Here is a 22,677-nt window from a genome sequence, read left to right on the forward strand (position 1 = left end):
GCGGTGTCTCTCGCCGTAAGGTACCCGGATAGCAGGTTGTTGCGAGGACAGTCGATGGGAGCCGAGGGCATCGAAACGATACGCCGCATTCTCTGTGTGTTTCCGCGCTACACATCTTCGTTCGGCACTTTTGAATACGCCTATCCGCTGACGGACGGTATCCAGGCGTTCATGCCGCCGCAGGGGCTGTTGCTGATCGCGGCCTATCTGCCCAGTTCCTGGCAGGTGCGCTTCATCGACGAGAACATCCGTGCCGCGCAGGCGGAGGACTTCGCCTGGGCCGAGGCCGTGTTCGTCAGCGGCATGCACATCCAGCGCCAGCAGATGAACGACATCTGCCAGCGCGCGCACGCGTTCGACCTGCCGGTGGCGCTCGGCGGTCCGTCGGTCAGCGCCTGTCCCGACTATTATCCGAGCTTCGACTATCTTCACGTCGGCGAACTTGGCGATGCCACCGATGAACTGATCGCGCGCCTGGCCCGTGATCCGTCGCGGCCCGCGCAGCAGGTCGTGATGCGGACCAACGAGCGCGTGGCGATGACCGATTTCCCGGTCCCGGCGTATGAGCTCGCCGAGGTGAAGAAGTATTTCCTGGGCAGCATCCAATATTCGAGCGGCTGCCCCTATCAGTGCGAGTTCTGCGACATCCCGGGCCTGTACGGCCGCAATCCGCGCATCAAGGCGCCGCAGCAGATCATCGCCGAGCTCGACAAGCTCCGGGAATGCGGCGTCACCGGCTCGGTTTACTTCGTCGACGACAACTTCATCGGCAACCGCAAGGCCGCGCTCGACCTGCTGCCGCACCTGATCGAATGGCAGAAGCGCACCGGCTACGTGATGCGGCTGGCCTGCGAGGCGACGCTCAACATCGCCAAGCGGCCCGAAATCCTCGAGAAGATGCGGGAGGCCTATTTCATCACGATCTTCTGCGGCATCGAGACGCCCGATCCGGACGCGCTGACGGCGATGCAGAAGGACCACAACATGATGGTGCCGATCCTGGAGGGGATCAGGACCATCAACAGCTACGGCATGGAGGTCGTGTCCGGCATCATCATGGGGCTCGACACCGACACGCCGCAGACTGCGGACGCGCTGCTGCAGTTCGTCGAGGAGAGCCGGATTCCGCTGCTCACGATCAATCTGCTGCAGGCGCTGCCGCAGACGCCGCTGTGGGACCGGCTGGAGCGCGAGGGCAGGCTGGTCCACGACGACGGCCGTGATTCCAACGTCAAGTTCCTGATGCCCTATGACGAGGTGGTGTCGGCGTGGCGCCGCTGCATGGACGTGGCCTACGAGCCCGAACGGCTGTTCGCACGCTACAAGCATCAATGCGACACCACCTATGCCAACCGCATCAAGGTGCCGGTCAGCGACGAAATGAAGAGCTGGCCGAACATCCGGCGCGGGCTCGTGATGATGGCCAAGATCTTCTGGAAGGTCGGCGTGCTCGGCGACTACAAACGGTCGTTCTGGCGCTTCGCCTGGAGCCAGCTCAGGCGCGGCGAGATCGAAAATTTCATCGCGGTGACGATGATCGCGCATCACCTCATCATGTTTGCGCGGGCCGCCTCGCGCGGTCATCAGAACGCGTCGAACTACTCGATCCGGCTGCGCGAGGCCGCCGTTCCCGCGGGCTGACGGCCGTGCGAGCCCGGTGGAGAGGGCCGCCGGGACTGCGGCAGCCGATACCGATGCGTGAGTCGGTCAGACATTTGGACGGCCGCCGCGGGCGATTCCGGCTCTTTTCAAGCACGACAGAATCGTGGCGTGATCCGCCCCGAGGCCGGCTCGCCAACTCGTGTGGCCTCGCGGTGTTGCGGCGAAGGCGCGAACCCTGCTAGACCCGGACTCGACGAATTTTCACGTGTTTTCAAGGATTAGCTTCGGTTGCGGGGCCACAATGCGGTCATGCCTGCTTCGCTGAGCCGCCTTAATTCTGCCCTATGCGCTCAGGCCTTCCGAACCTGGGCCGCGCCCTAACCACTGGACACCGCATGCTGGAAGTCAGGCACGACAACGAAGTCAATGTCGAGAAAGTCGAGCGTCGGCCGGTCGACAGCATCGCCTTCGGCCTCGAACGTCTCGGCCTGTTCGCCGTCAAGGTGCCGATCTTCTCCTGCATCGTCCTGCTGGTCCTGATCGTGGCTGCGGTGTTCGGCATCAAGCGCATCCAGATCGACGACTCGCTCAGCCAGCTGTTTCGCTCCGACAGCAAGGAATTCCATCAATATGAGGAGGTCACGAAGAAATTCCCGGCCGAGGAATTCGACGTCCTCGTCGTCGTCGAGGGCAAGACGCTGCTCGCCCGGCAGAACCTGGAGAAGCTGCGCGACTTCGTGACCGACCTGCAACTGGTCGAAGGCACCCGCGGCCTGGTGTCGCTGTTCTCGGCCCGCCAGGCGCCGGCACCCGGCAAGCTGCCGGCGGCGCTGTTCCCATCGGACCTGCCCGAGGGCGAGGCCTACGACAAGTTCATCGAGACGGTGAAGTCGAACGAGATCATCCGCGGCAAGCTGCTGTCGGAGGACGGCACGCTCGCCCTGATCGTGCTGTCGCTCGAGCCCAAGGTGGTGGCGTCGAACGACCTCGGCAAGGTGGTCGGCGAGATCCGCAAGCTGATGACCGACGACCTCGCCGACACCGGTCTCAACGTGCAGCTCTCCGGCGTCCCGGTCATGCAGCTCGAGATCCGCAACGCCGTCGAGCGCGACGGGCTGACCTACAACGTGCTCGGCATTCTCGCCGGCTGCATCATTGCCATCATCTTCTTCCGCAAGGTCTCGTTCATGATCGTGGCGGCGTTTCCGCCCCTGATCGCGATCATGCTCGCGCTCGGCGCACTCGGCTGGGCGAACTTCAATCTCAACATGTTCCTGAACGTGATGACGCCGCTCATCATGGTCATCAGCTTCTCCGATTCGATGCAGCTCACCTTCGCCGCCCGCGACCGCCTGATCGCGGGTCAGGACAAGGTGACGGCGTTCAAGAACGCGGTGCTGGTCGTCGGGCCCGCCTGCGTGCTGACCCACGCCACCGCCGGCATTTCCTTCATTGCCCTGCAGTTCTCCGACAGCGACCTGATCCGCAAGTTCGGCGAGGCGGGACTCGCTGCCACCATCATCGCGCTGCTCGCGGTGCTGTCCTTGGTGCCGGTGTTCGGGGTGCTGCTGGTCCGCAACGAAAAGACCTTCGCGGTCAAGTTCCAGGGCGCCGATGCTGGCGTCCAGGCGCTGCGCAATTTCTGCTACTGGATCGCGGTGCGCATGGTCGGCCGTCCCGGCCTGTTCAGCCTGATTGCGGTGCTGTTCGTCGGCTCGCTCGCGGTGGCCTATGCCAGCCTGGAGCCGCGCTACCGGCTGGCCGACCAGGTGCCGGACAAGCGCCAGGCGGTGGCGGCGAGCAATCGGCTCGATGCCAAGCTGACCGGCGCCAATCCGGTCAACGTGCTGATCCAGTTCCCCAAGGGCGCATCGCTCTACGCGCCGGAGACGCTGCAGACGATCGCCGACGTCCATGCCACCGTCGAGAAGACCGCCGGTGTCGGCAACGTCTGGTCGGTCGAGACCCTGCGGCGCTGGCTGGCGGAGAAGGCCGGTTCGTCCGATACGGCGACCCTGCAGGAATATGTCAACCTGATCCCCGAACACCTGGTGCGCCGCTTCGTCGACAAGGAGCAGGATGCGGTGGTGGTCGCGGGCCGCGTCCCCGATCTCGATTCCAGCCAGCTCTTGCCCGTGGTCGACAAGCTCGACAGCGAGCTCGATGCGGTGAGAAAGAAGCACCCCGGCTACGAGATCGCGGTGACCGGCCTCGCGGCGATTGCCGCGCGCAACTCCGCCAGCATGATCGAGAAGCTTAATCACGGGCTCACGATCGAGTTCGCGCTGGTGGCGATGTTCATCGGGCTGGCCTTCCGCTCCTGGGTGGTCATGCTCGCCTGCATCCTGCCGGGCATCTTCCCGGTGGTGATGTCCGGCACCGTGCTGTGGGCGATGGGGGAGGGGCTGCAATTCGCCAGCGTGGTCGCGCTCACCGTCTCGTTCGGGCTCGGGCTGTCCGCCACCATCCACTTCCTCAACCGGCTGCGGATGGAGCGCGCGCCCGGTGTCAGTGCCGCCGTGGCGGTGGAGCGCGCCACCGTGCTGGTCGGACCTGCGCTGATCCTCACCACGGTGGTGCTGGCCTGCGGCCTCGTCGTCACCGTGTTCTCGGATCTGCCGTCGCTGCGGCTGTTCGGCTGGCTCAGCGCGTTCTCGATGGTGGCGGCACTGTTCGCCGATCTCTTCATCCTGCGGCCGACCGCGATGTTCCTGATCAATCTGTCGGAGAAGCTGAAGCGCAAGCCGGTGTGAGGTGAGGGGCCTGGTCCAAGGCCCACCCCACAGCGGTGATTGAAAGTACGTCCGCTTGCTTCGGAGCCACCGCAAACAAAACGGCCCTGACATCGTCAGGGCCGCTTGCGTATTCAGAAACTGGTCGCGACCTGATCAGGTCTTCGACATCGTGATGTTGACGCCGCGGATCTCGCCCTTGGAGGAGATCTGCACGACCTGCCTGTTGCCGCTGGTCTTCAGGGTGATGCTGGCTGCGAAGCCGGCGGCCTGCACGAACACGTCGATCTGGCCGTGGCCGGCGGTGCCCTGCAGTTCGCCGTTCACGTTGCGGCTCGACTCGCTCCAGTTGCCCGAGATGCGGTCGCCCTGGCTGGTGACATCGCTGGACAGGTCGAACTTGTAGCTGTCGCTGGCGCATTGCAGGGTCTGCTTCAGGTTCGCCCCGGCGACCCGGTAGCTCGCCTTGCAGCGGATGCGCTCGGTGGTGCCGTCCGAAAGCGCGACCGTTCCATTGCCCGACCACGAGCCGTCGAACCCGGCGAACGGGCCGGACTGCGCTTGAACGGCCGATGCCGTGAGAATCAGCGCCGCGCCGAGACCGGCGGCCTTGACGATGCGCCCGGAGAGAGGTGAGCCGAACAGTTTCATATCGAGTTTCCCATCCAAAATGACACCGTTGTGCCGGCGTGTGTCGCCGCTTCGAACACTTGGTGTTCTCGCCGAAGGTTAGGTTCAAATGGCGGCCGGTCGGGCGCTGCAACCGGATGCCATGATGCCTGCCGACACCGTGCGACTGGTCGGCGCCGCGTGGCCTTCCTCGCAAAACGGCTGCAATCCGCAGCTTGACGGCACCGCATCTAACGGTGCGCGCGGCAGCGTTGCAACAGCCAAATGCGAAAAAGGTGACCTCAGAATAATGCCCTAGTATCAACGCCTTGTTTGTGCCAAAGCTGTGATCGCCGAGCCTGACACGCTCGGGATCATAGGGCGTGAATTTGGCCGCATTTGGCAGCGTACCTCCGGCGCTGGGGGGCTTGCGGTCCTTGCCAAACCAAACAGGTGTTTCCCGGGCAGCAACGGCGATCCGGGAGGTCGCCTCCGCTGTCAAAATGAAGGAACACGATGCGTAAGATTTTCCTGGCAATTTCCCTGTTGTCGCTGACCGTCTCGACCGGCGCTTTCGCGCAAGGCCGCAGCGGCACGCCCGAGGAGCAGGCCGCCTGCACCCGGGACGTTCAGAAGTTCTGCCGTGCCGTCATCGATCAGGGTGACTTCACCATCCTGGCGTGCCTGAAGGAGAACCGCTCCAAGATCAGCGCCGATTGCGACAAGGTGCTCAAGACCCACAACCAGTAAGCGGTTGCCGTTCGGAACGGTCGTTTCTGCAGTTTGGCCGCCCGGTCGGCTCCCGAGGGGGAGTGGACCGGGCGGCCGGCTGCGTTGGCTGTCCGATATCGATTGCATTGGTTTTGGCTGGATCTTCGCCTATATGGAGGCCAGCAATTTCCGTTCGCATGAGCGAAGCGGCGGGCATCGTTGCTGTAGCGCCCTTTCAACCCTGATAGCTGTTTCGTCCATGACCACCGCAAGCGATTTGCGATCCGGCAAGACACACCGGGACGAGAACTTTCCGGTGGCTTCGTGGATCATTCGTCCCGAGCACCGGGCGCTGATTCTCGCCTTCTACAATTTCGTCCGTACTGCCGACGACATTGCGGATCATCCGAGCCTGCCGGGTGACGAGAAGCTGCGGCTGCTCGATCTGCTCGAGGCCGAGCTGACCGGAACGGGCGAGACGCAGGACGTCGCGGTCAGCCTGCGCCGGGCGCTCGCCGAGCGCGGCATGCCGCCGCGCCATGCGCTCGATCTGCTGGTCGCCTTCCGCATGGACGTGACCAAGCTGCGCTACGAGAATTGGGACGAGGTCATTCACTATTGCCGCTATTCGGCGATGCCGGTCGGGCGCTTCATGCTCGACGTGCACGGCGAGTCCACCGCGACCTGGCCGGCGTCGGACGCGGTCTGCGCCGGGCTGCAGATCAACAACCACCTGCAGGACTGCGGCAAGGACTACAAGGCGCTCAACCGCGTGTATCTGCCGCGCGATGCGCTGGCCGAGGCCGGCGCGACGGTCGAGATGCTCGGCGAGGCGACGTCGCCGCCGCCGCTGTTGTCGTGTCTGCAGAATCTCGCGGTGCGCAATGCCGCGCTGCTCGAGGAGGGCAGGGACCTCAACAGCGGCGTCAGGGATTTTCGCTTCGGGTTGGAGATCGCCGTGATCCAGGCGTTCGCCGACCGTATCGTGGCGTTGCTGAAGGTGCGCGATCCGCTCAGCGAGCGCGTGCATCTGTCGCCCATCGGCATGCTCGGCCTCACCTTCACGTCGGTCATGGGCGAGATCGGCCGCCGCGTGGCCGGGCGTCATCCCATCACCAAATCGGCGGCCGGCGCATGAGCCTGGAAGCGACCGCGGACAACGTCGACCACGGCACGGCTGCGTCCGGCAGCTCGTTCTACGCGGCCATGCGCATCCTGCCGCGCGCCCAGCGCGACGCGATGTTCCAGATCTACAGCTTCTGCCGCGAGGTCGACGACATCGCCGATTCCGACGGCCCGCGCCCCGAGCGGCTGGCGGCGCTGCAGGCATGGCGCGACGACATCGACGCGTTGTACCAGGGCAACCCGCCGCCGCGGCTGCGCGACTACGTCAGCTCGGTGAAGACGTTCGGTCTGAAGCGGGAGGACTTCCTCGCCATCATCGACGGCATGGAGATGGACGTGCCGCAGGAGATCCGTGCGCCGGATCTCGCCACGCTCGACCTGTATTGCGACCGGGTCGCCAGCGCCGTCGGCCGTCTCTCCGTGCGCGTCTTCGGCATGCCCGAGGAGGATGGCATCCTGCTCGCCCACCATCTCGGCCGCGCGCTGCAGCTCACCAACATCCTGCGCGACATCGACGAGGACGCCGGCATCGGCCGGCTCTATCTGCCGCGCGAGGCGCTGCTGTTCGCCGGCATCACCGGCGACGATCCGGCCAAGGTGATGCAGGAGCGGGCGCTGCCCAAGGTCTGCAACTCGGTTGCCGTCCGGGCCAGGACGCATTTCGAGAAGGCCGACGAGATCATGCGGCGCAACCGTCGGCGCGCCGTGCGGGCGCCGCGGATCATGTCGAAATACTACCGCGCCGTGTTCGACCTGCTGCTCGAGCGTGGCTTCGCGCCGCCGCGCGAGCCCGTGCGCGTGAGCAAGCTCACGAAGTTCGGCATCATTCTCCGCTACGCAATCATCTGATGCAGAAAACCGCTCACATCATCGGCGCCGGAATCTCCGGCCTCTCCGCCGGAGTGCGGCTCGCCAATGCGGGCTACACCGTGCACGTCCACGAGGCCACGCAGCAGCTCGGCGGCCGCTGCCGCTCCTACTATGACGCCGCGACCGATCTCGTGATCGACAACGGCAATCATCTGCTGCTCTCGGCCAACCACCACGTGCTGGCCTATGCCCGCTCGATCGGCTCCGAGGCCGGGCTGGTCGGGCCGGACAGGGCCCAGTTCGCCTTCGTCGACATCCGGAGCGGGCAGCGCTGGCTGCTCGATCTCGGCAATGGCCGGCTGCCGCTGTGGGTGTTCGACGAGAGCCGCCGCGTGCCCGATACTGGGCTCGGCGACTACCTCGCGCTGTCGCCGCTGATCTGGGCCGCTACGTCGAAGACCATCGGCGACACGATTCCCTGCAAGGGGACGCTGTATGATCGCCTGGTGCAGCCGCTGCTGCTGGCGGCGCTGAACTGCGATCCCCCGGAGGGCTCGGCGGGCCTCGCCGGCGCCATCGTGCGCGAGACGCTGCTCGCCGGTGGCCAGGCCTGCCGTCCGCTGATCGCGCGCGATGGCCTGTCGGGCGTGCTGATCGATCCGGCCGTCAAGTTCCTGGAAGGCAAGGGCGGCAGCGTGCGGATCGGCCGCGAGCTGCGTGGCCTCGATCAGGCCGGCGGCCGCGTCACCGGCCTGAAGTTCGGCGACGAGACCGTCGCGCTCGGGCCGTCCGACGTCGTCGTGCTGGCGGTGGCGCCGCGGCCCGCGATGGCGCTGCTGCCCGGCCTGACCGGGCCGACCAAGTATCGCGCCATCGTCAATGCCCATTTCCGCATCACGCCGCCGAAGGATGCGCCGGCCCTGCTCGGTGTGGTCGGCGGCCTCGTCGAATGGCTGTTTGCCTTCCCGCAGCGGCTCTCGGTCACGATCAGCAATGGCGACCGCCTGGTCGACATGCCGCGCGAGGAATTGGCCGCCGCGATCTGGGCCGACGTCTGCAAGGCCGCCGGGATCTCGGCCGAGCTGCCGCCGTGGCAGATCGTGCGCGAGCGCCGCGCCACCTTCGAGGCGACGCCGGAGCAGAACGCGCTGCGCCCGGGTGCGAAGACGGCGTTCGGCAACCTCGCTCTGGCCGGTGACTGGACCGACACCGGCCTGCCTGCGACGATCGAGGGCTCCGTGCGCTCCGGCGACCGGGCCGCGGACCTGCTGCTCGGGCGAGGCTGACCGGACCAGCGGGTAGCCGCTGTCGAATCGGGGCGCCTGGGGACTGTGGCCCGCGATGTGATTCTCACATTTTCGTGGCGTGGTTCTTGCTTCGAGTTCCACGTCCGGCGGAGCTGGTGCGGTCCTGTTCCGGTTCGAACAGGGCAACGGGACCAAATGGCAACACCAGGCAAAAAACGCATCGCGTGCGGGTGCAGTGCGGCGCAAACAGGGTTTCCTCGCGGATTTTTTCTGCGTAATCCTCGGTTTGTTAAGGCCTTTCCGCTCTGGCGCTGCCGCGGTCGAGGCTTGGAACTAGAGGCTTGGAACTAAGAGACGACGTGACGTCGGACGGCTGTCAGGGGTTCGAATTGTGAAGCTGGGGATTGGGGACGGCATGTCCGCGGATCGCCCGATTGATCCGCGGCCGGTCTTGGTCGTGACTGGACTGGTGCAGGAGGCCCGCATTGCTGCCGGGCCCGGCATGATGGTCATCTGCAGCTCGAGCGATCCCAAGCAATTGCGCTCGCTGCTCACGGTGTTCGATCCGACCTCGATCCGCGGCGTCATCAGCTTCGGCGTGGCCGGCGGCCTCGATCCGAGCCTCAAGGCGGGCGACGTCGTCGTCGCCACCGAGGTGACCGCCGGTGACGCCCGCTGGCTGTCCGGCCTGTCGCTGCGCGAGGAACACATCGCCCGCGCCGCCCTGAAGAAGAACCGCGTCGTGCGCGGCGTGCTCGCAGGGGCCGAAGAGGTTGTGGTGGCGCAGGCCCGCAAGGCCGCGCTGCGCCTGAAGACCGGTGCGGCCGCGGTCGACATGGAAAGCCATATCGCTGCCGCCTATGCCGCCGAATACGGCCTTCCATTTGCAGCGCTGCGGGTGATCTCCGATCCGGCCCATCGCACGCTGCCGTCGCTCGCCAAGGACGCGATCAAGCCGAACGGCGACATCGACCTGCCGATGATCCTGCGCGGCGTCGCCCGCAACCCGGCCGTGCTGCGCGGCCTGGTGTCGACCGGCATCGAGTTCAACCGCGCTTTGCGCTCGCTGCGCGGCGCCCGCGACCTGCTGCTGAGCGGCCTGTTTGCCGCCGAGCACTTCCTCGAAACCGAAACGCTCGCCGCCGCCGAGGCGTGAGCGGCCGCGTTTCGGATGATGTCACGCTCGACGTGAGCTCGTGCCTTTCGGTTGATCCGGAGCGTATACGTCGGCCGACCATCAATTGCAGTCAACAGAACACGCGTCCGTCGCGGCTTGCTCCGTCCCAACCTCGCCCCGCTTGCGGGGAGAGGTCGGATCGCATCGTCAGATGCGATCCGGGTGAGGGGGACTTTCCGCACGGTCGGTGGGTGTGGCTGCCCCTCACCCCAGCCCTCTCCCCGTGAAGGACGGGGAGAGGGAGCGCACCGCTCGCGTAGCTCGATCTCGCATCCGACTAACAGCGATCCACGCAACACTGAGCTTCTTTGCGGAGAAGTAGAGGTGCGCATCAGCCCCAACAAAAACGGCCGCCGATTGCTCGGCGGCCTTTTTGCTGTTTGGTGATAGCGCCTCAGGCTGCGGTGGAGGCCTTCTGCTGCGCCTCGATCGCCTCGTCGCGGCGGATGTCGGACAGGCGCTTCTGCACCTCGGACGAGAACACGTACTGCGCCGGGCGCTGCTTGGAGAGGTCGATCTCCGGGGCCATCGGACCCTCGGTGCGGATGCCGCGCAGCGACACGAACATCGCCTTGATCGGGTTGGTCAGCGCCGCGTTGGCCGCGGTGGCTTCGTAGCCGCAATGCGCCATGCAGTCGGCGCACTTCTCGTACTTGCCGGTGCCGTAGGTGTCCCAGTCGGTGGTCTCCATCAGCTCCTTGAAGGTCTTGGTGTAGCCTTCACCGAGCAGGTAGCAGGGCTTCTGCCAGCCGAAGATGTTACGGGCTGGCATGCCCCAGGGTGTGCACTCGAATTCCTGGTTGCCGGCCAGGAAGTCGAGGAACAGGCCGGAATGCATGAAATTCCACTTCTTGCCCTTGCCGAGCGCAAACACGTCGCGGAACAGCTGCTTGGTCTTGGTGCGGTTCAGGAAGTGCTCCTGGTCCGGCGCGCGCTCATAGGCATAGCCGGGCGACATGGTGACGCCGACGCCGAGCTCGGTGGTGAAGTCCAGGAACTTGGCGATCTCCTCGGCCGGGTGGCCGTCGAACACGGTGGCGTTGACGTTGACGGTGAAGCCGCGCGCCTTGGCGGCCTTGATCGCGGAGACGGCGCGGTCGAACACGCCCTTCTGCGACACCGCCTTGTCGTGATGCTCGCGCAGGCCGTCGAGATGCACTGAGAAGAACAGGTAGGGCGAGGGCTCGAACAGGTCGAGCTTCTTCTCGAGCAGCAGCGCGTTGGTGCAGAGCGAGACGAACTTCTTGCGCGCGACCAGGCCGCGTACGATCTCGCCGATCTCCTTGTGGATCAGCGGCTCGCCGCCGGGAATCGCGACCATCGGCGCCCCGCATTCGTCGGCGGCGTCCCAGCACTCCTGCGCGCTCATGCGGCGGTTGAGGATCGCATCGGGATAGTCGATTTTGCCGCAGCCGGCGCAGGCCAGGTTGCAGCGGAACAGCGGCTCCAGCATCAGCACGAGGGGATAGCGTTTGCGGCCGAGAAGCTTCTGCTTCATCAGATAGGCCCCGATACGCAGTTCCTTATGGAAGGGGATTGCCATTACGTTTCTTCTTTCTGGACCAAACGAGGAGCGATCAACCCGCGACCAGTTCGGCCGGCAGGCGAAATTCGATGTTTTCTTCCCGGCCCGGGACCACCGCGACCTCGACCGGTCCGATGCGCCGCAGGGCCTGTATCACGTCGTCGACGAGCACTTCGGGAGCCGAGGCGCCGGCGGTGATGCCGACGGCCTTGGCGTCCTTCAGCCAGACCGGATCGAGCTCGCTGCCATCTGCGATCAGATAGCTGTCGACCCCGGCCTCGGTGCCGATCTCGCGCAGCCTGTTCGAGTTGGAGCTGTTGGTGGCGCCCACCACCAGAATGACGTCCACCAGCTTGCTCAAGTCCCTTACCGCAGATTGCCGGTTCTGTGTCGCATAGCAGATATCCCGGATATCGGGGCCTTGAAGGTCTGTAAAGCGGGCCTGAAGGGCGGAGATGATGTCCTTGGTGTCGTCCACGCTGAGCGTGGTCTGGGTAATATAGGCCATCGGCGTGTCCAAGGGCAGGGGTAGGGCCGCCACATCGGCCACGTTCTGCACCAGGTGGACCGGGCCGGGAACCTGGCCCATGGTTCCCTCGACCTCCGGATGGCCGGCATGGCCGATCAGCACCAGGGTGCGGCCCTTGGCCATGTAGCGCTTGCCCTGGTTGTGGACCTTGGTCACCAGCGGGCAGGTGGCGTTGAGCACCGGCAGGCCGCGGGCGGCCGCCTCCTCTTCCACCATTCGCGCCACGCCGTGGGCGCTGAACACGGTGACGGCGCGCGGCGGCACCTCCGAGAGGTCCTCGACGAAGATCGCGCCCTTCGCCTTCAGGCTCTCGACCACATGTTTGTTGTGCACGATCTCATGACGCACATAGACCGGCGGCCCATACTTCTCCAGCGCGCGCTCGACGATCTCGATCGCACGCACCACACCAGCACAAAAACCGCGCGGTTGCGCGAGATACACCTGCAGGGGACGTCCGTCAGCCACGTTGCCTCACTTTCGACCTGCCACCTCCGTGCGTGCGATGAGGCTGCAATATCCGCACCAGGCGAATGCCTCACTTTGCCCGCTGATACGCATGGAAGCGCAGGGCTTTGTGTCAAAAATCGAGCGGATAGGAAAGACAGTCTGCAAGTCGGTCGCATGTGACCGGCGGCACACAGCGCGGGGGTCGACATAGGTAATTTAATACTTATAGATTAACTCAGTTAATTGAGTAACTTATGCTCTCACTCGTTCGTCACTTTACCGCCGAGAACAGTCACTATATCAGCCGCGCCGACGGTTCCGCGCATCGTTAGACCTGATCCGCCGTTCAGGGACCGTCCCCGTCTCCAAGGTTGGGGCCAACACCCGGCTAGGGCTTGCTCCGAGCTTGGCGCTGGGCCAGGGAACTCCGCCATGAAGCGGACGTTTCCGCCCAGCTCTTTAAACATGAGAAAGTCACGAAGTGCTGACAAGGTTTGTCGTCTCCACCGTCAAGGCCTGCACGCGGTTCGCGTGGCCGACGCTGATTGCGGGCCTCCTCCTGTCGGTGGGCGCGGGCGTCTACACGGCCCGCCATTTCTCCATCAATACCGACATCAACAAGCTGATCTCGCCCGAACTCGACTGGCGCAAGCGCGACCAGCAATATGAGCAGGCCTTTGATCGCGACCGCATGATCCTTGGCGTGGTAGAGGCGGCGACGCCGGAGCTGACCGGCGTGGCGGCCGAGGCGCTCACCAACAAGCTCAAGGGCGACACCCAGAACTTCTCCTCGGTCGAGCTGCTCGGCGGCGGCGAGTTCTTTGCCAAGAATGGTTTGCTGTTCCTGCCGACCGAGGAAGTGAAGCAGCTCACCGGCCAGTTCACCGCTGCCGCCCCGCTGATCGAGATCATGGCCGGCGACCCCTCGATCCGCGGCCTGACCGGTGCGCTGGAGACCGGCCTTGCCGGCGTCAAACGCGGCCAGGTCCAGCTCGACAGCACGGCGCGGCCGTTCGACTACGTGTCGCAGACAATCGAGACCGTGCTCGACAAGGGCGACGCGACCTTCTCCTGGCGCCAGCTGATCAGCGACAAGCCGCTCGACGACAGCGACAAGCGCGCCTTCATCCAGTTCAAGCCGATCCTCGACTATCAGGCACTGGAGCCGGGCAAGGGCGCGACCGATGCGATCCGCCAGGCCGCTGCCGAGCTCGATTTCCCGAACCGTTTTCACGCCCGGGTCCGCCTGACCGGACCAGTGCCGATCGCCAACGAGGAATACGCCACCGTGCAGGAGGGCGCCGTCGTCAACGGCATCGGCACCGTGGTCGTCGTGCTGATCATCCTGTGGCTGGCGCTGCACTCGGCCAAGATCATCACGGCCGTGTTCATCAATCTCTTCATCGGCCTTGCCATCACCACCGCCGTCGGCCTGATGATGGTCGGATCGCTGAACCTCTTGTCGGTCGCGTTCGCCGTGCTGTTCATCGGCCTCGGCGTCGATTTCGGCATCCAGTTCAGCGTCCGCTACCGCTCCGAGCGGTTCAAGAACGACAATTTGCCGGAGGCGCTCGCGGAGGCCGCGCAGCGCTCGGCGGTGCCGCTGTCGCTCGCCGCGATGGCAACGGCTGCCGGTTTCCTGTGCTTCCTGCCGACCGACTACAAGGGCATTTCCGAACTCGGCGCCATCGCCGGGGCCGGCATGATGATCGCCTTCCTGTCGTCGATCACCGTGCTGCCGGCGCTGTTGAAGATCTTCAATCCGCCCGGCGAGAAGGAGCCGGTCGGCTACGCTTTCCTGGCGCCGGTCGATCACTTCCTGGAGAAGCACCGCGTGCCGATCATCATCGGCACGCTCGGCCTGGTCATCGCCGGCCTGCCGCTGCTCTATTACATGAAGTTCGACTTCAACCCGATGAACCTGCGCAACCCGCACGCCGAATCGATCGCGACCTATCTCGACCTGCGAAAGGATCCGAACACCGGTGCCAACGCGATCGACGTGCTGACGCGCTCGGAGACCGAGGCCAAGGCGATCGAGGCCAAGCTCGAGAAGCTGCCCGAGGTCGCGCGCGTGATGTCGCTCGACAGCTTCGTGCCCGAGGACCAGCCGGCCAAGCTGAAGCTGATAGCCCAGGGCGCGAAGGTGCTCGGGCCTGCGCTCAATCCGGATCAGATCGATGCGGCACCGACCGACAAGGAAAACATCGACGCGCTGAACTCGACCGTCGACAATCTCCGGCGCACCGCGGGTGACGGCAACGGTCCCGGCGCGGTGGCGTCGCGGCGTCTCGCCGATGCGCTCGCCAAGCTCGCCGGCGCGAGCGAGGCGGTTCGCAACAAGGCCCAGGCGGTGTTCGTCGAGCCGTGGAAGATCACGCTGGCGCAGCTCGCCGCCACCCTGCAGGCGCAGCCGGTCACCCTGGCCAATTTGCCGCCGGAGCTGGTGTCGCAGTGGAAGAGCAAGGACGGCCTGATTCGCGTCGAGGCGCAACCCAAGGGCGATCCCAACGACAACGACAATCTCAGACGGTTCGCCAATGCCGTGCTGACGGCCGAGCCCAACGCGATCGGCGGCCCGGTGTCGATCCTGAAGTCCGGTGACACGATCGTGAAGGCGTTCATCCACGCCGGCATCTACTCGCTCGTCGTCATCAGCCTGCTGCTGTGGGTCACGCTGCGCCGGTTCTCCGACGTGTTGATGACGCTGGTGCCGCTCCTGGTTGCCGGGGCGGTCACGCTCGAGATCTGCGTCCTGATCAAGCTGCCGCTGAACTTCGCCAACATCGTCGCGCTGCCGTTGCTGCTCGGGATCGGCGTGGCGTTCAAGATCTACTACGTGGTGGCATGGCGCGGCGGCCGCACCAATCTGCTGCAGACCAGCCTGACCCGGGCGATCTTCTTCAGTGCGCTGACCACGGCGACGGCGTTCGGCAGCCTGTGGCTGTCGAGCCATCCCGGCACGTCCAGCATGGGCAAGCTGCTGGCGCTGTCGCTGGTCACGACGCTCGCGGCGGTGCTGCTGTTCCAGCCGGCGCTGATGGGCAAGCCCCGCGAGGTCCACGAATAGGACCAGAGGGAAGAGCCAGAATCGAAGAAGCGGCCGATCTCTCGGCCGCTTTTTTGTTTGCTCCTCGATGGATGGGGTTCAGCGAGGGCGCGCCACCTCGGGTAGCAGGCAGATGTCGCCGACCTGATCCGCGGGCTTCGCAGCCGGCTTGACCATGGCCGTCGCACCGCTGCCGGGAGCTGCCGCGGTCTTGGGCGCCGGAGCAGGGGCGGGCGCGATTGGTTTCTGCGTACCTTTGGCCATGCTGTTCACCGGGCTCGACGGGATCGGCGGACCGACCCGCGTCCAGGTCTCGCCGCCGCATAGGAAGCCGAGCACGCAGCCCTTGATTTCCAGGTGATCCGCATCGGTTGGCGTGATCGTCGAGCTGTAGAGCTGGCCGTCCTTGGCGTTGTAGACTTGGCCTTCCCACGCCTCGGCGCCGGGCTTCTTCTTCATGTCGATCAGGATCGGCATGCCGAGCGTCGGCCGGCTCTGCCGGGCCGGATCGGGATTGTTGCTGTCGCGACCGCCCGGGGTCTTCTCCCAGGCCACCACGCCCCACATGCTGCCATTGCATTGGGCGACTCGGATATTGGCGACCCCGTCGGCCACTCGCCAGTCACCGGTGGGGTCGGCCGCGAGCGCAGAAGAAATTCCTGCTGCGAACACCACTCCGGAGTATGCTATCGTTGTCGACATGAGAGATCTAAGGCGATGCAACATTGGCAGAAACCCGTGCTTGCTTTGATGGTGCGAATGAGGGCAAAACGCCGCATTGCGCGTTTTCAGTTGACGTCACGTCCATCAACCGAAGTATGTAGCCGATGCTAAAACCCAATCTAGACGTTTCCGAGATGTTTGTGGAGCGCCAGGCGCAGCGCAGCACGATGCACTCTCGGCATCTGAACGAGCAGCTGGTCCGCGTTCTCAAAACGATTGGATATGATGTCGGGTTCCAGAAGGGGCAAGGGCAATATCTCTACGATCGAGACGGGGCCCGTTACCTCGACCTGCTCAGCGGTTTTGGTGTCTTTGCAATCGGCCGCAATCATCCGACCCTCCGTGACGCGCTGAAGAGCGTTCTCGACAGCGACCTGCCGAATCTCGTCCAGCTCGATGTGTCGACGCTCGCGGGCGTCCTTGCCGAGCGGTTGCTGGAACATGTCCCATACCTGGACAAGGTGTTCTTCGCGAATTCCGGTGCCGAGACGGTGGAGGCCGCGATCAAATTCGCGCGGGGCGCGACCGGACGGCCGGGCATCGTTTATTGCGGGCACTCTTATCACGGCCTGACCTACGGCGCGCTGTCGCTCACCGAGGATTCGAACTTCCGCAACGGCTTCGAGCCGCTGCTGCCGGGCTGCACCGCGGTTCCGTTCAATGATCTCGCAGCGCTCGAGCAGGCGCTGTCGTCGCGCGAGATCGCGGCGTTCATCGTCGAGCCGATCCAGGGCAAGGGCGTCAACATGCCCTCCGATGAATTCCTGCCCGGCGCCGCCGCGCTGTGCAAGAAGTACGGCTCGATCTTCATCGCCGACGAAATCCAGACCGGCATGGGCCGCACCGGACGGTTCCTTGCTGTGGAACACTGGAACGTCGAGCCTGACATGGTGCTGCTGTCGAAAGCGCTGTCGGGCGGTCATGTTCCGGTCGGCGCGCTGCTGACGCGCAAGGCGATCTTCGACAAGATCTTCAACCGCATGGATCGCGCGGTCGTGCATGGTTCGACCTTCGCCAAGAACGATCTCGCGATGGCCGCTGGTATCGCAACCCTCGAGGTGATGAAGGCGGAGAAGCTGGTCGAGGCCGCCGCCAAGCGCGGCGCCGAGCTGCGGCTGGCACTGACGCGGATGGTGCCCGGCTACGAGCTGCTGAAGGAAGTGCGCGGCAAGGGCCTGATGATCGGCGTCGAATTCGGTCCGCCGAAATCGCTGCGACTCAAGGCGTCATGGACCATGCTGGAGAGCGCCAACAAGGGCCTGTTCTGCCAGCTCATCACGGTGCCCTTGTTCAAGGATCACAAGATTCTGACCCAGGTCGCCGGCCACGGCCTGCACACGATCAAGCTGCTGCCGCCGCTGACGATCACGGAAGAGGATTGCGCCTGGATCGAGCGCGCCTTCGACGACGTGATCGCCCAGAGCCACAAGGTGCCCGGCGCGATCTGGTCGCTCGGCAAGACCCTGGTCGACAACGCCATCCGCAAATCGGCGTGACATTCGGGTGGGCAAAGCGACGCCCGCAGGCGGCGCGTGCCCATCGTCCCAGTTTCTCGCTGCAGTTCGGTAGCACGCTTCGCTTCCTACGAAACAATTGAGTTCGTGCCGTGCGATACAGCGCCCTCTCCCCTTGTGGGCCCCCTTGTGGGAGAGGGCATCGCCGAACCATCCATTTGCTCGGTTGGGTGAGGGGTATCTCTCGGCAAACGACGCTTGCGGAGAGATACCCCTCACCCAACCGAGTTTGCGGCTCTTTCCTACTTGCCCTCTCCCACAAGGGGCGAGGGCGCATTCACTGGCTTCGCCATTCATCTCCAATATTTGCGTACCGTTGACGGAGGCTCCCGAAAGCTCGCCTCAATTGCCCCCACTCATCGCAGTCTCGAACCTTTCGCCGAACTCGTTGAGCTCGTCCGCATTGATGTCGCTCACCGCCCAATAGTTCAGGCCGCGGTCGCGCCAGCTGCGGATGTTGAAGCCCTGGATGGTGTCCATCCGCGCCGTGCGCCGCTCGGTGCCCGACGTCTGCGCCACGAACAGATTGATGACGTGCTGACGGCGGCGATAGACCACGGCGCCGATCGCGCGCGCATCGACATAATCGAGCCGGCCGCCGATCAGGGTGAAGCCTTGCGCCGTCAGGTCGATCACCGGTGGCGCAACGTCGAGCCGGCCGTTGAACCAGGGTTTGACGGTGTGCTGATCGGTCGAGATCACGTCGGTCAAATGGCCGGCCTGCAGCGAGCGCAGATGCGCCGAGACGATCTCGGCCTCGATCCGCTGCTGGTCGTCGTTGCGCAGCACGATGGCGACGAGACCGGTGGCGGCCAGCGCCGACACCGCCGAGCCCATCGCAAACCCCTTCAGCAGCGAGCGGCGGCTCGGCCGCGCGGTGAGCGGCGTCACGACAGGCGGTTGCACCGCCGGCAACGCGGCTTCGATGCGCTGCCGCAGGGCGGAGGGCGCCTTGTAGGTGAGGTCGGCGCCGGCCAGCACCTGTCGCATCTGCCTGATGGCAGCCAGCTCCGACGCGCAGCGTGCGCAGCCGGCCACATGCGCCTCGACCTCGCGCGCATGCCCGGCATCGAGCTCGCCGTCGGCCAGCGCGTGGATCAGGATCTCGGCTTCGTCGCAGGTCATGGCTGTGGCTCCTCCTGCGCGAGCCAGGCGGCGCGCAGCATCGCGCGGGCGCGGGCGAGGCGTGACATCACGGTGCCGACCGGCACGCCGGCGGCGTCCGCGATGTCGCGATAGGACAGGTTGTTGATCTCGCGCAGCACGAAGGTCTCCCGGAACGGCTCGGCCAGGGCGTCGATCATCCGCCGGATCGCCGAGGCGTCGCGCTCGCGCAGCACGGCGCCTTCCGGCGTCTCCGCATTCTCCTGCCACAGCGGCGGCTGTTCGGCGGCCTCCGGCGTATCGTCGAGCGCCTTCACCGGCGCGCCGGCACGGCGGGCGAATTCGGCGTGGCAGACATTGCGCAGGATCGCGAACAGCCAGGGCTTCATCGCCGGTCCCCGATAGGTGTCGAAATGCTTCAGCGCACGCAGGAAACACTCCTGCACCGCATCCTCGGCATCTGCTGGGTTGCGCAGCAAATAGCGGGCGAGCGTGTAGACGTCGTCGAGATGCGGCAGCGCCGCCTCGCGGAAGCGCCGCGCCCTGTCGGGGTCGTCACGCGTCGTTGTCACCGGCGTGGTCTCCGGCCCGGTTCGAGGTCCGGCCCGACCGGCGGCTTGTCGCCGGCCGGGCCATGTGACGAGGCTCATGCCCTGGTTCGCGAGACTACTCAACCTTGACCAGCCCCGTCATGTGCGGATGCAGCGAGCAGAAATATGTGTAGTCGCCGCGCGCCGCAAAGGTGAACGAGAAGCTGTCGTCGGTGTCGAGCGTCTTGGACCGGTATTTGCCCGCCGACACCACCGTGTGCGGGATGTCGTCATGATTGGTCCAGGTCACGGTGTCGCCGACCTTCACCGTCACTTGCGCCGGGGTGAAGGTGAAATTGTCGATCGTGACGTTGATGGTTTCGGCGCGCAGCGGCGTGGCGCCGAGAAGCAGCACGGCGGCCAGGCAGGCCCCGCGGAGAACGGACGGCATCATCGCGTTTCCCACCCTCAACCCGCAAGCGGGGTATCAATGATCGCGAGCCGTTCGTCACCGACCTTGAAGTCGATGCTGGCGATGCCGAGCAGGCTGCGCAGCCTGGCGTCCTCGACCTTCATCGGGCCGGGGGAGGGCGCCGTGCCCGGTGCGGGCTGCGGGAACGCCGTCGAGCGGGCGGTGTGGAAGGTGACGTTGCCTTCGACCTTCTGCATCACCTGATGGATGTGGCCGTTCAACACCGTCACCGAGCCGAAGCCCTTGAGCGCGTCGAGCGCGCGGCCGCCGTCCTCGGTGCCCCAGCCCCATTGCGGATAGACCGTCCATAGCGGGATGTGCGCGAACACGACGATCGGTGTCGATGCCGAGCGTCCCTTCAGGTCCTGCTCGAGCCAGGCAAGCTGCTCGGCGCCGAGATTGCCGAGCCCGCCGGCCTTGAGGTCGATCACGTTGACGAGGCCGATGAAATGCACGCCATTGGCGTCGAACGAATACCAGCCGGCGCCTCGCGTCCCCTTGCCGTAGCGCTCCTTGTAGAGCTTGACCTCCTCGTCGAGGAAATCATGCTCGCCCGGCACGTAGTGCACGTCGAGCCGCGACTGGGAGATGATGCGGTCGGCATCGTCGAACTCGGCCGCCTTCGACAGATGCGAGATGTCGCCGGTATGGATCATGAAGGCGGGCTTCACCGGCATCGCCTTGATCCGGTTGACGGCCTCCTCCAGCGTACGAAGCGCGTTGGGGTTGGCCGGCTTGTCGAAGCCGACATGGCTGTCGCTGACCTGCAGGAAGGTCAGGCCGCTGGCCGGCTGTTCGGCGGCCTGGGCCGCGTCGACCAGGCCGAGCGAGCGCGGCACGCCGCCGGCGAGGGTCCACAGCACGCCGGTGCCGGCCCACGTCATGCATTCCAACACTTTGCGGCGGCTGACGCCGGTCTCGTCGAGATCACCAAGGCTCATCGCTCTCTCCCGTTGCCCGTCATCGGGCTTGCGGGTGAGGAGAGCGCGAGAGCCCCGGGTTTATTCCCGGCGCCCGGTCGGATGCGGAGAGATGACGCTTTCGTGACCGGCGCGGCCGCGTGCATTCCATCCATTCCATCATGACAGGAGCGTGCCGCCGTTTGGTGGTTATGATACCTCCCTGGACAAACTCCAATGGTCGGACAACCGGACGCGACGTCGATGCACGATCGATTGACATTGCAACCCAGCGCCGCCGTCGCGGAGCGCCTCGTCCCGCTCGACCGCGCCCGGACCTTCATCACGCTCTCGGTCGTGCTCTATCACTCCGCGATCAACTACACCTATTTCGGCCAGGGCGGCGACCGCATGCACTGGCTCGGCTTCGACCTCGTCGCGCTGTTCAACGACAGCTACTTCATGTCGTGCATGTTCTTCGTCTCCGGCCTGTTCGTGCCGGCGAGCCTGGCGCGGCGCGGGGCATCCGATTATGTCTGGCGCCGCGCATTGCGGCTCGGCGTGCCCTACATCGTCTCGATCTTCTTCATCATGCCGATCGCCTATTATCGGTACTACGTCGCGGAGGATCAGTTCACGACAGTGTGGCGGCGGATGATCAGCGAAGGTCCGTGGCCGTCGGGCTCGGCCTGGTTTCTCGGCGTGCTGCTGATCTTCGACCTCGTCGCGGTGTTGGTATGGCTCGTGGCGCCGCGGGCCATTGGCAAGCTCGGCAGCTTGGCGGAGGTGTTGCAGCGCCGGCCGCTGGCCGGATTCCTGGTCTTCCTGCTCATCGCCAACGCCGCCTATCTGCCGCCGCATCTCTGGTTCGGCGACGGCGTATGGTTCATGCCTGGTCACTTCCCGCTGCCGCTGCAGGCGAGCCGCGCACTGCTGTATCCCGTGTTCTTCATCGCCGGTGTGGCGGTGGGGGCGGCTGGGCTGACGACCGGTCCGTTCGCCGCGCAGGGCGCGCTGGTGCAGCGCTGGCCCGTGTGGTTCGGACTGTCCTATGCCTGCTACGGCATGATCCTGTTTCTGGCCTACGCGCATCACAACTGGATCGCCGATTTCGACTCTCCGCCGCTGTGGTGGCGGACCGCCTACGGCATGGCAGTGGCGAGCTTCTGTGCTTCAATGGCGTTCGGCGTGCCGACCTTCTTCGTGCGCTGGGCCAAAGCGCCTCTCACTCTGATGGACCGCATGCAGCCCTCGGCCTATGGAATCTATCTCCTGCACTTCCTGCCGCTGCTGTGGCTGCAATATCTGGTGTTTGATCCAGCATGGCCGGCTGCCGTGAAGTTCGCGATCGTGCTGGTTGGCACACTGTTGGTAAGCTGGCTGGCCGCCGCTCTGTTGCGGCGAATCCCCATCGTAGCGCGGATCATCTGATCCGTTACACCAGCTCATCACCGCGGAGCTCTGACACTATCGGACCAAGCGCGGTGCGAATTGATGTGCCCTCTCCCCTTGTGGGAGAGGGCATGTAGGACGGTGCAGCGAGCTCGGTTGGGTGAGGGGTATGCCTCGACGAGAGTCGCTCGCGGAGAGATACCCCTCACCCAACCGCGCGCATCGATAGGCCGGAGATGCCCTCTCCCACAAGGGGAGAGGGCGCTGTATCGGACAGTCCGCTTGGTGGGCAAAGGCGCGGCTGTGACGTCGGCCGCCTTACTCAGAGCTCTCCCGCGCCGTGCCCACCATGGGCTTGCGAGAATGCCGATAGAGGGTGGGCACGCGCCGCCTGCGGCGTCGCTTTGCCCACCCTCATATGGGGTCTTGTGAGTCAAGTCTCGTTTGATAGGTCGGGTTGTTTTTTCGAGGGGCGGT

General features: G+C 65.2%; 18 protein-coding genes. 10 read left to right on the plus strand and 8 right to left on the minus strand.

Translation table 11 applies throughout. The annotated features are described in order from the left end of the window. Window positions 1-54: 54 nt before the first annotated feature. Together ACQR1B_RS28385 and ACQR1B_RS28390 are read left to right on the plus strand one after the other, a co-directional pair. Window positions 55-1,641 carry a B12-binding domain-containing radical SAM protein gene (locus tag ACQR1B_RS28385; protein WP_434835582.1) on the plus strand — a complete coding sequence of 529 codons (1,587 nt, stop codon included), beginning with the start codon at window positions 55-57 and terminating at the stop codon, window positions 1,639-1,641. Window positions 1,642-1,997: 356 nt separating this feature from the next. Then, window positions 1,998-4,355, plus strand: a complete 2,358-nt coding sequence (locus tag ACQR1B_RS28390; protein ID WP_434835581.1) for an efflux RND transporter permease subunit — start codon at window positions 1,998-2,000, stop codon at window positions 4,353-4,355. Between the two features lie 135 nt (window positions 4,356-4,490). On the opposite strand, the gene ACQR1B_RS28395 is transcribed toward ACQR1B_RS28390, so the two are convergent. Continuing rightward, window positions 4,491-4,985 carry a hypothetical protein gene (locus ACQR1B_RS28395; protein WP_434835580.1) on the minus strand — a complete coding sequence of 165 codons (495 nt, stop codon included), beginning with the start codon at window positions 4,983-4,985 and terminating at the stop codon, window positions 4,491-4,493. A 474-nt stretch (window positions 4,986-5,459) separates the two neighbouring features. Between ACQR1B_RS28395 and ACQR1B_RS28400 the strand changes: the two genes are divergently transcribed. The 5 genes from ACQR1B_RS28400 to ACQR1B_RS28420 all read left to right on the plus strand — a co-directional run bounded on the left by ACQR1B_RS28400 (window position 5,460) and on the right by ACQR1B_RS28420 (window position 9,992). Beyond that, window positions 5,460-5,693, plus strand: coding sequence for a cysteine rich repeat-containing protein (locus ACQR1B_RS28400; protein WP_434835579.1), 234 nt, complete (start codon window positions 5,460-5,462; stop codon window positions 5,691-5,693). A gap of 220 nt (window positions 5,694-5,913) precedes the next feature. Next, entirely contained in the window at window positions 5,914-6,792 is an 879-nt protein-coding gene (gene hpnC, locus ACQR1B_RS28405) for a squalene synthase HpnC (protein WP_434835578.1), read from the plus strand. Beyond that, window positions 6,789-7,628 carry a presqualene diphosphate synthase HpnD gene (gene hpnD, locus ACQR1B_RS28410; protein ID WP_434835577.1) on the plus strand — a complete coding sequence of 280 codons (840 nt, stop codon included), beginning with the start codon at window positions 6,789-6,791 and terminating at the stop codon, window positions 7,626-7,628. The genes hpnC and hpnD overlap by 4 nt, the downstream gene beginning before the upstream one ends. Next, window positions 7,628-8,875, plus strand: a complete 1,248-nt coding sequence (gene hpnE, locus ACQR1B_RS28415; RefSeq protein WP_434835576.1) for a hydroxysqualene dehydroxylase HpnE — start codon at window positions 7,628-7,630, stop codon at window positions 8,873-8,875. Before hpnD ends, hpnE begins: the two co-directional genes overlap by 1 nt. Before the next feature lie 352 nt (window positions 8,876-9,227). Then, complete coding sequence (locus tag ACQR1B_RS28420; protein WP_434835575.1) at window positions 9,228-9,992, plus strand: phosphorylase; 765 nt, start codon at window positions 9,228-9,230, stop codon at window positions 9,990-9,992. A 415-nt stretch (window positions 9,993-10,407) separates the two neighbouring features. Here ACQR1B_RS28420 and hpnH read toward each other — a convergent pair whose 3' ends face one another. Both hpnH and ispH read right to left on the minus strand, forming a co-directional pair. Next, entirely contained in the window at window positions 10,408-11,556 is a 1,149-nt protein-coding gene (gene hpnH / locus ACQR1B_RS28425) for an adenosyl-hopene transferase HpnH (RefSeq protein ID WP_434835574.1), read from the minus strand. A 34-nt stretch (window positions 11,557-11,590) separates the two neighbouring features. After that, a complete protein-coding gene (gene ispH, locus ACQR1B_RS28430; RefSeq protein ID WP_434835703.1) occupies window positions 11,591-12,517 on the minus strand; it encodes a 4-hydroxy-3-methylbut-2-enyl diphosphate reductase in 927 nt (308 codons plus the stop codon). A gap of 481 nt (window positions 12,518-12,998) precedes the next feature. Between ispH and ACQR1B_RS28435 the strand changes: the two genes are divergently transcribed. Next, window positions 12,999-15,587 carry an MMPL family transporter gene (locus ACQR1B_RS28435; protein ID WP_434835573.1) on the plus strand — a complete coding sequence of 863 codons (2,589 nt, stop codon included), beginning with the start codon at window positions 12,999-13,001 and terminating at the stop codon, window positions 15,585-15,587. Window positions 15,588-15,665: 78 nt separating this feature from the next. Here ACQR1B_RS28435 and ACQR1B_RS28440 read toward each other — a convergent pair whose 3' ends face one another. Continuing rightward, window positions 15,666-16,268: a DUF2147 domain-containing protein gene (locus ACQR1B_RS28440; protein WP_434835572.1), complete on the minus strand. Its 603-nt coding sequence runs from the start codon at window positions 16,266-16,268 to the stop codon at window positions 15,666-15,668. A gap of 125 nt (window positions 16,269-16,393) precedes the next feature. On the opposite strand from ACQR1B_RS28440, the gene hpnO reads away from it, so the two are divergent. Next, the gene (gene hpnO, locus ACQR1B_RS28445) at window positions 16,394-17,785 is read left to right on the plus strand and encodes an aminobacteriohopanetriol synthase HpnO (RefSeq protein WP_434835571.1); all 1,392 of its coding nucleotides are present in this window, start codon (window positions 16,394-16,396) and stop codon (window positions 17,783-17,785) included. A 360-nt stretch (window positions 17,786-18,145) separates the two neighbouring features. Here hpnO and ACQR1B_RS28450 read toward each other — a convergent pair whose 3' ends face one another. The 4 genes from ACQR1B_RS28450 to ACQR1B_RS28465 all read right to left on the minus strand — a co-directional run bounded on the left by ACQR1B_RS28450 (window position 18,146) and on the right by ACQR1B_RS28465 (window position 20,850). Continuing rightward, window positions 18,146-18,928 (minus strand): anti-sigma factor family protein, encoded by a 783-nt coding sequence (locus ACQR1B_RS28450; RefSeq protein ID WP_434835570.1) that lies wholly within the window; start codon window positions 18,926-18,928, stop codon window positions 18,146-18,148. After that, entirely contained in the window at window positions 18,925-19,479 is a 555-nt protein-coding gene (locus ACQR1B_RS28455) for a sigma-70 family RNA polymerase sigma factor (protein WP_434835569.1), read from the minus strand. Before ACQR1B_RS28455 ends, ACQR1B_RS28450 begins: the two co-directional genes overlap by 4 nt. A 94-nt stretch (window positions 19,480-19,573) precedes the next feature. After that, on the minus strand, window positions 19,574-19,891 hold the full coding sequence (locus ACQR1B_RS28460) for a cupredoxin domain-containing protein (protein ID WP_434835568.1): 318 nt from the start codon (window positions 19,889-19,891) through the stop codon (window positions 19,574-19,576). Window positions 19,892-19,905: 14 nt separating this feature from the next. Beyond that, window positions 19,906-20,850: a metallophosphoesterase family protein gene (locus tag ACQR1B_RS28465; protein WP_434835567.1), complete on the minus strand. Its 945-nt coding sequence runs from the start codon at window positions 20,848-20,850 to the stop codon at window positions 19,906-19,908. 195 nt (window positions 20,851-21,045) lie between these two features. On the opposite strand from ACQR1B_RS28465, the gene ACQR1B_RS28470 reads away from it, so the two are divergent. Next, window positions 21,046-22,239, plus strand: a complete 1,194-nt coding sequence (locus ACQR1B_RS28470; protein WP_434835566.1) for an acyltransferase family protein — start codon at window positions 21,046-21,048, stop codon at window positions 22,237-22,239. Window positions 22,240-22,677: the final 438 nt, after the last annotated feature.

Source organism: Bradyrhizobium oligotrophicum (assembly GCF_051168495.1).
In the GTDB taxonomy this organism is placed as follows: Bacteria; Pseudomonadota; Alphaproteobacteria; order Rhizobiales; family Xanthobacteraceae; genus Bradyrhizobium; species Bradyrhizobium oligotrophicum_A.

Coding starts and splice junctions, on each gene's coding strand:
- ACQR1B_RS28440 (WP_434835572.1), bottom strand. CDS start 16,268: ATGTCGACAACGATAGCATACTCCGGAGTGGTGTTCGCAGCAGGAATT.
- hpnC (WP_434835578.1), top strand. CDS start 5,914: ATGACCACCGCAAGCGATTTGCGATCCGGCAAGACACACCGGGACGAG.
- ACQR1B_RS28450 (WP_434835570.1), bottom strand. CDS start 18,928: ATGACCTGCGACGAAGCCGAGATCCTGATCCACGCGCTGGCCGACGGC.
- hpnD (WP_434835577.1), top strand. CDS start 6,789: ATGAGCCTGGAAGCGACCGCGGACAACGTCGACCACGGCACGGCTGCG.
- ACQR1B_RS28465 (WP_434835567.1), bottom strand. CDS start 20,850: ATGAGCCTTGGTGATCTCGACGAGACCGGCGTCAGCCGCCGCAAAGTG.
- ACQR1B_RS28460 (WP_434835568.1), bottom strand. CDS start 19,891: ATGATGCCGTCCGTTCTCCGCGGGGCCTGCCTGGCCGCCGTGCTGCTT.
- ACQR1B_RS28390 (WP_434835581.1), top strand. CDS start 1,998: ATGCTGGAAGTCAGGCACGACAACGAAGTCAATGTCGAGAAAGTCGAG.
- ACQR1B_RS28400 (WP_434835579.1), top strand. CDS start 5,460: ATGCGTAAGATTTTCCTGGCAATTTCCCTGTTGTCGCTGACCGTCTCG.
- ACQR1B_RS28395 (WP_434835580.1), bottom strand. CDS start 4,985: ATGAAACTGTTCGGCTCACCTCTCTCCGGGCGCATCGTCAAGGCCGCC.
- ACQR1B_RS28470 (WP_434835566.1), top strand. CDS start 21,046: ATGGTCGGACAACCGGACGCGACGTCGATGCACGATCGATTGACATTG.
- hpnO (WP_434835571.1), top strand. CDS start 16,394: ATGCTAAAACCCAATCTAGACGTTTCCGAGATGTTTGTGGAGCGCCAG.
- hpnH (WP_434835574.1), bottom strand. CDS start 11,556: ATGGCAATCCCCTTCCATAAGGAACTGCGTATCGGGGCCTATCTGATG.
- hpnE (WP_434835576.1), top strand. CDS start 7,628: ATGCAGAAAACCGCTCACATCATCGGCGCCGGAATCTCCGGCCTCTCC.
- ACQR1B_RS28385 (WP_434835582.1), top strand. CDS start 55: ATGGGAGCCGAGGGCATCGAAACGATACGCCGCATTCTCTGTGTGTTT.